We start from the raw sequence: 5,616 nt of genomic DNA, 5'->3' as shown, positions 1-5,616 counted from the left end.
CGCCGCCGTCGTGCTGCTCGCGCTCGGGGTGCTCGCGGTCGGCGTCTGGTCGGGCGGCTGCCGCGACTACGCGGGCATCCCCGGCGAGTGCTGGGCGGAGCCGAGCCTCGGCTGGCCCGGGGCGGTGCTCGCCGCCGTGGTGTGCGCGTCCGCCGCGGCGCTCTGCATCCGGCGGGCCACCCGGAGCACCCCGCGACGACCCAGCTCCTGAGCCGCCGCTCCTCCGGGCGCGGCGACTGCGGCTGCCGCGGAGGTGCGCGGATCCGGATGCGGTCGAGCGAGCGTCAGGCGGAGGCGGTGCCCAGGCGGTCGACGAAGCGGTGCAGGGTGTCGCGGAGCCCGGTCAGCTCGGCGACCGACATGCCGGTCCTCGTGGCCACCCGTCCGGGCACGTGCTCGGCCTCCGCGCGCAGCGCCCGCCCGTCGTCGGTGAGCGTGACGAGCACCACCCGCTCGTCCTCCTCGCTCCGCGCGCGCCGCACCAGCCCGGCGCCCTGGAGGCGCTTGAGCAGCGGCGTGAGGGTCGCGGGCTCCAGCTGCAGGGCGGATCCGAGGTCGGAGATCGACCGGCCGTCGCGCTCCCACAGGGCGAGCATGACGAGGTACTGCGGATGGGTGAGCCCGAGCGGCTCGAGGATCGGGCGGTAGATCGACACGACGGTGCGCGCGGCGAGGACGGCGGCGAAGCAGACCTGGCTCTCGAGCGCGAGGGGGTCGGTGCTCATGCGCGTCCCGCTTCCTGTCATGGCTCGCCGTCCCGGCGATGCCCGGGAGCCGGAGTCCGAATACCGCGTACACTGAATACTATGACACGCGGTAAGAGTGAGGGCGACGGCCGGGCCCGGGGATTCGGCGCGGCGGTCGAGCGGTTCAACGAGCGGCTGCGGCCCTACCTCGGAGCGCCGCCCCTCGGGCCGTACACCGACGATCCGGTGCCCGAGCCGCAGTCCCGGCTATGCCCCATGTGCGGGAAGCCGATGCCGGACCACGACATCGACCGCTCGGGCCCCCGCACCCAGGTGCGCTGCCCGGTCTGACGTCGCCGCGCCGCGCCGCGCCGCGCCGCGCCGCGCCGCGCCGCGATCGGACCCGGCGCTCCTGATCGATGCAGGGCGAGCGCGCGAGGTCGCGCGGCTGCGAGACGCCGAGGCGCCGAGACGCCGAGACGCCGAGACGGCGACCGGGTGCCGGTCGCCGTCTCGTCACGGTCGTGCGGGGTGCGGTCGGGTCAGCGGACGCTCTCGGACACGCTGAGGCCGGCCCGCTGCGGGGCGGGGAACGCGAACCCCGCGTAGCGCTGGTCCTGGTCGACGAACGTCTTGAGGAAGGCGATCGACGCGCTCAGGATGTCCGCGTTCTTGTGCTGGGGCGCCTCGTGCGTGGCACCGGCCAGCTCGAGGTACTGGCGCGGCGTCGACTTCGGGAGCTGGTCGTAGTAGGCCCGGCCGAAGGTCGCGGGGACCGCGAGGTCGTCCGCCTGCCCCGTGATGATGAGCGTCGGCGTCGTGATGGATCCCGCGGCGGGGAGCTCGGTGCTGCTCAGGTCGTCGGTCGCGTAGTAGGGAGCGAACGCGAGCACGGCCTTCAGCTCCGGATGCGTGGTCGCGAGCTTCAGGGCGCCGCCGCCGCCCATGGAGTACCCGGCGACCGCGATGCGCGACGGGTCGAGGCGGCCCTTCAGCACGGGTGCCTCCTTGAGGTAGTCCACGGCGGCGCCGATCTGGGCGGCGCGGGCGTTCGGGAAGTCGCCCGTGTCGAGCGTGTCCATGTTGAGCACGATGAAGCCCTGCGAGGCGAGCGCCGGGCCGTACCAGCCGACGCTGCCCTTGAGGCCGGTGAATCCCGGCGCCAGGACCACCGCGCCCACGGTCTTCCCCTGCGTGTTGGTGGGGTAGAAGATCGTGCCGCCGCCGAACCCGGTGACGTCCGTGGGGAGGACGCGCGTCTTGTGCGCCTTCTCGGGACCCGTCATCGAGGAGATGCTGGCGAGCGTGGGATCGGGGTTGCGGGGGTGGCCGGACGTCGCGGCCTGGGCCGGAGCCTGGAGGCCGAGCGCGGCGACGACGGCGACGGCGGCGACCGTCGTGAATCCACGGCGGGAGAGGAGCTTCATGGGGGTTCCTTCTGTTCGGGTGGGTGCCGGGGCGGCACGGCGGCGCGACGGCGTGGGGCAGCCGCCGGCCGTGGGGACGGGCTCGTGATCGGGTCGAGCCGCGGACGGTGCCGGGCTCGTGCCGAGCTCGTCCGGGATGCCGAGGCTAGGTCGGGGAGCGCTCGCCGCGGTCCCGGCTGTCCACATGCCCAAGCACCCCGGTCCGCCTGTGGATGCGGGGCACGGCGAGCGGCCGGATGCGCTTTGCTCGTCCGCACCCGTGCCCCCCCCCGTCGTCGCCACCCGCGCGCTCCCCGCCGCCAACCCGAACGGATCCGCCATGCCCCGCCGCGCCCCGCTCCGCATCCCGTCGCCGCGGCGCTCCCTGCCCCGCCCCGGTCACGCGCCCCTCGCATCCTCCCGTCGCACCCGTCGCACCCGTCGCGCGCCCGGGGTCGTCATCGCGTCCCTCGTCTCCCTCGCCGTCGCGCTGGTCGGGGCGACGCCCGCCCTGGCTGCTCCGCGCGTCGGAGCCGACGCCCAGCGCGAGGTGACGGCCGTCGCGGCGGCGGTGCTCGACCGCCTGGAGGTGGCCGACGACGTGGCCGCGTCCAAGCGGCTGTCCGGGAGGCCCGTGACGGATCCCGTGCGGGAGCAGGCCGTCGTCGACGCCACCGTCCGCGCGGCGCGGGCGGACGGGGTCGATCCCGTGGCCGCGGAGCGGATCATCCGGGCTCAGATCGCCGCGAGCACGCAGGTGCAGCATGCCCTCCTCGCCCGCTGGCGCGCCCACCCGGAGGAGGCGCCCGCGACCGCGCCCGACCTCGCCACCGTGGTGCGACCGCGCATCGACGCCATCGACGCGCGGCTGATCCCCGCCATCGGCGACGCGGCCGACGCCCTCGACGATCCCGCCTGCCGCCACCTCGTCACCGAAGCGCGGGGAGCGCTCGGCGGAGGGCTCGACGACGTGCACCGCAAGGCCCTCCGCACGGCCCTCGCGGCCGTCTGCCCGCCTCGCGCCTGACCCGGCCGGGGCCCGACGCGGGACTGCGCCGGACCCGGGCGGTGCCTGAGCCCGCCCCTCGCCTGACCCGGCCGGGTGTCAGGCCGTCGTCGCGACGTCGGCCGCGAACGAGGCGACCCGGGACCCCAGGTCGTCGATGAGCTGCGCGGTGGCCGCATCCGGGTCGAAGCCCAGGTACGGGATCGGCCGGGGCCTCCGCACGTTCGCGCTGCACTCGAAGTCCGTGCAGACGAGCGTGCCGATGGTGTTGCCGTTGCGACCCGCGGCCCCGGCGCGGCGGGCGCTGTAGAAGGAGACCGGGACGGGCAGCCGCACGTCCTGGCACCAGGTGCACTGGGCGCGGGATCGGGGCGCCGTGGCAGCCTGCTGCAGGAGCACGCCGACGAGCCGGTCACCCACCGGGACGACGACGTAGCCGCGCTGCAGGGCCTTCGGGTCGCGCCAGCCGAGGTAGTCGAGGCGATCCCAGCGGAGGTCGGCGAAGCCGTCGGGGAGGCGGAGGTCGCGCGCCTCGCGCTGCGACGCGTTGACGAGGGACGCGCGGATGTCGGACTCGGTGAGGGGGAGCATGGTGTGCCGTTCGTGAGGGGCCGCGACGCCTGCGCCGCGGCGGATGGGAGGGAGCTCGGGTCGGCGGCCGGATCCTCGGGATCCACGCGCGCCGGGTCGCGCCGTCCGGGCGGGGGCGCCGCGGGTCCGCGACTACCTGGTGCCGGCGGGCACGCCGCCGACGACCTCCCCACGCCCCGAGGGCGTCGCGCTGCTCGTGTGACTCACGCGGACAGAGTACCCCCGACTGGGGAGACGTGATCCGGAGCGCGGGTCCCGCCGCGGGTCAGGCGCTCGCGCCCGGCCAGACGTAGTCGAGGTCGTCCGGATCCGCGGGGAAGGCCGGACGGTACAGCTCCGGCGCCTTCGCCAGCAGCTTCGAGCGGTGGGACAGGTGCATGTCCTCGCGGCCCCACCACGGCGGCTGCGGGAACCGGCCCTCCGTGTACGCGGCCAGGTCCTCGGGCACCTCGGCGAGGATCGCGAGGGTCTTCTCGAAGCAGGTGTCGGCGAAGCCGCGCCGGGTCCACTCGGCGCACGTCGCCTCCTGGTACTCCATGAGCGCCGGACGGTAGCCGCGCCACATGCGCGTGACGGGATGGCTCTGCCAGCCGTACCCGGGCACGATCAGCGCCTTCATCACCTGGAGCGTCTCCACGCGCTGCTTCCCGAGCCGCTTGTCGTCGAGCACGGCCATGCTCGCCGCGAGGTCCGGGTAGGGGAGGAACGTCTGCACCCGGCCAGTCAACTCCGGTCGGCGCGGTACCGGCTCCCCGCGCCTCCGCGGCCGACCCGCCTAGGATCGGCGGATGCTCGGAGCCCTCGACCGCCTGGATCCCCCCGCCCGGCGGATCCTCATCGGCGCGCCCGCCGGCACCGGCAAGACCACGCTCGCGCGTCGGCTCCACGTGCGCACCGGCGTGCCGTACGAGGAGCTCGACGCGCTGTTCCACGGTCCCGGCTGGACCGAGCTGCCCGGCTTCCGCGACGACGTGGCCGCATTCGCCGCCCGGGACGCGTGGACCACCGAGTGGCAGTACACGACGCAGCTCGGGGACCTGCTGCCGTCGCGCGCGGACACGCTCGTGTGGCTCGACCTGCCCGTGACGGTGCACATGGGGCGCCTCATCCGCCGCACTCTCCACCGGCGCTGGTACCGCGTGCCGCTCTGGCACGGGAACGTGGAGCCGCCGCTCCGCACGATCCTCACGGACCCGGCGCACATCATCCGATGGGGATGGGAGGGCCGGTCGAAGCTGCGGCAGCGGATCGTGCGCGCGGCGATCGCGCACCCGCACCTGCGGATCGTGCGGCTGCGCTCGAGCCGCGAGGTGGACCTGTGGCTGCGCGCGCAGCCGTGCTCGGCCCCGCCGCCCGCGGGTCCGCCGCCTGCGGGTCAGCCGCCCGCGGCCTCCGGGTAGAGGTCGCTGCACCACAGCCCGGCGGGATCCGGGCCGTCCATGGTGAGCTGGGGGAACGACTCCAGCTGCGGTGCCGCGGACACCATGTCGCTTCCGTTCACGGCCGACCAGATCGTGCCCGCGAAGTCGTCCCGGGTCGGGTCCTGGTCGGTCGCCCACAGGGCGACCCGGTTCCCGGCCTCGGGGCCCGGCTCCACGCCGACGGGGCCGATCATCCCGGCGAGCGTCCAGACCTCCTGCTCGGCGTCCCACATCGTCTCGAGGCCGTCGAGCTGCAGGCCCGGGTAGGGGCCGGGATCCGCGGCGATGCTCGCGTTCACGGCCGCGAGGGCCGCGGGAGAGGCGTCGACGCAGGTGGTGAAGCCGCCCTCCTCGGTCGCCTCCACGGCGGACGGCGTGGGCGTGGGCGTCGGCAGGACGATGGGCGGCTCCTCCGGGTCGAGGCCGCCGAGGGCGCCGCCGGCCCCGCCGAGCGCCCCCTCGCCTGAGTCGCCGTCACGCGGCCGGGGCCCCTCCCGCCGATCGTT

Annotated in this window: 9 protein-coding genes; 4 read left to right on the top strand and 5 right to left on the bottom strand. The window is 75.5% G+C overall.

Annotated features, from left to right (window positions below; translation table 11 throughout):
• On the top strand, positions 1 to 211 hold a 211-nt coding region (locus tag Q6969_RS12520; RefSeq protein ID WP_396335550.1), incomplete at its 5' end, for a hypothetical protein.
• A 73-nt stretch (positions 212 to 284) separates the two neighbouring features.
• Here the strand turns inward: Q6969_RS12520 and Q6969_RS12515 are convergent.
• Positions 285 to 725 carry a MarR family transcriptional regulator gene (locus Q6969_RS12515; protein WP_317230725.1) on the bottom strand — a complete coding sequence of 147 codons (441 nt, stop codon included), beginning with the start codon at positions 723 to 725 and terminating at the stop codon, positions 285 to 287.
• 81 nt (positions 726 to 806) lie between these two features.
• Between Q6969_RS12515 and Q6969_RS12510 the strand changes: the two genes are divergently transcribed.
• Entirely contained in the window at positions 807 to 1,037 is a 231-nt protein-coding gene (locus Q6969_RS12510; protein ID WP_317230724.1) for a hypothetical protein, read from the top strand.
• A 191-nt stretch (positions 1,038 to 1,228) separates the two neighbouring features.
• Here the strand turns inward: Q6969_RS12510 and Q6969_RS12505 are convergent, their stop codons facing one another.
• Positions 1,229 to 2,113: a dienelactone hydrolase family protein gene (locus Q6969_RS12505; protein WP_317230723.1), complete on the bottom strand. Its 885-nt coding sequence runs from the start codon at positions 2,111 to 2,113 to the stop codon at positions 1,229 to 1,231.
• Between the two features lie 259 nt (positions 2,114 to 2,372).
• Between Q6969_RS12505 and aroQ the strand changes: the two genes are divergently transcribed.
• Positions 2,373 to 3,119 (top strand): gamma subclass chorismate mutase AroQ, encoded by a 747-nt coding sequence (gene aroQ / locus Q6969_RS12500; protein ID WP_317230722.1) that lies wholly within the window; start codon positions 2,373 to 2,375, stop codon positions 3,117 to 3,119.
• 78 nt (positions 3,120 to 3,197) lie between these two features.
• Here aroQ and Q6969_RS12495 read toward each other — a convergent pair whose 3' ends face one another.
• Positions 3,198 to 3,689 carry an FBP domain-containing protein gene (locus Q6969_RS12495; RefSeq protein WP_317230721.1) on the bottom strand — a complete coding sequence of 164 codons (492 nt, stop codon included), beginning with the start codon at positions 3,687 to 3,689 and terminating at the stop codon, positions 3,198 to 3,200.
• A 265-nt stretch (positions 3,690 to 3,954) separates the two neighbouring features.
• Complete coding sequence (locus Q6969_RS12490; RefSeq protein WP_094114763.1) at positions 3,955 to 4,404, bottom strand: MSMEG_6728 family protein; 450 nt, start codon at positions 4,402 to 4,404, stop codon at positions 3,955 to 3,957.
• A 73-nt stretch (positions 4,405 to 4,477) separates the two neighbouring features.
• On the opposite strand from Q6969_RS12490, the gene Q6969_RS12485 reads away from it, so the two are divergent.
• Entirely contained in the window at positions 4,478 to 5,089 is a 612-nt protein-coding gene (locus tag Q6969_RS12485; protein WP_317230720.1) for an AAA family ATPase, read from the top strand.
• Here Q6969_RS12485 and Q6969_RS12480 read toward each other — a convergent pair.
• A partial coding sequence (locus tag Q6969_RS12480) for a hypothetical protein (RefSeq protein WP_317230719.1) occupies positions 5,065 to 5,616 on the bottom strand: 552 nt, incomplete at its 5' end. The two genes, Q6969_RS12485 and Q6969_RS12480, sit on opposite strands and share 25 nt — an antisense overlap.

The sequence above is a fragment of the Clavibacter sp. MX14-G9D genome (genome assembly GCF_032917815.1).
Taxonomy (GTDB): domain Bacteria; phylum Actinomycetota; class Actinomycetes; order Actinomycetales; family Microbacteriaceae; genus Clavibacter; species Clavibacter michiganensis_K.
Note: the sequence above shows the minus strand (reverse complement) of the source record. Positions and strands in the feature narration are given on the sequence as shown.

Coding starts and splice junctions, on each gene's coding strand:
- Q6969_RS12515 (WP_317230725.1), bottom strand. CDS start 725: ATGAGCACCGACCCCCTCGCGCTCGAGAGCCAGGTCTGCTTCGCCGCC.
- Q6969_RS12510 (WP_317230724.1), top strand. CDS start 807: ATGACACGCGGTAAGAGTGAGGGCGACGGCCGGGCCCGGGGATTCGGC.
- Q6969_RS12505 (WP_317230723.1), bottom strand. CDS start 2,113: ATGAAGCTCCTCTCCCGCCGTGGATTCACGACGGTCGCCGCCGTCGCC.
- Q6969_RS12495 (WP_317230721.1), bottom strand. CDS start 3,689: ATGCTCCCCCTCACCGAGTCCGACATCCGCGCGTCCCTCGTCAACGCG.
- Q6969_RS12485 (WP_317230720.1), top strand. CDS start 4,478: ATGCTCGGAGCCCTCGACCGCCTGGATCCCCCCGCCCGGCGGATCCTC.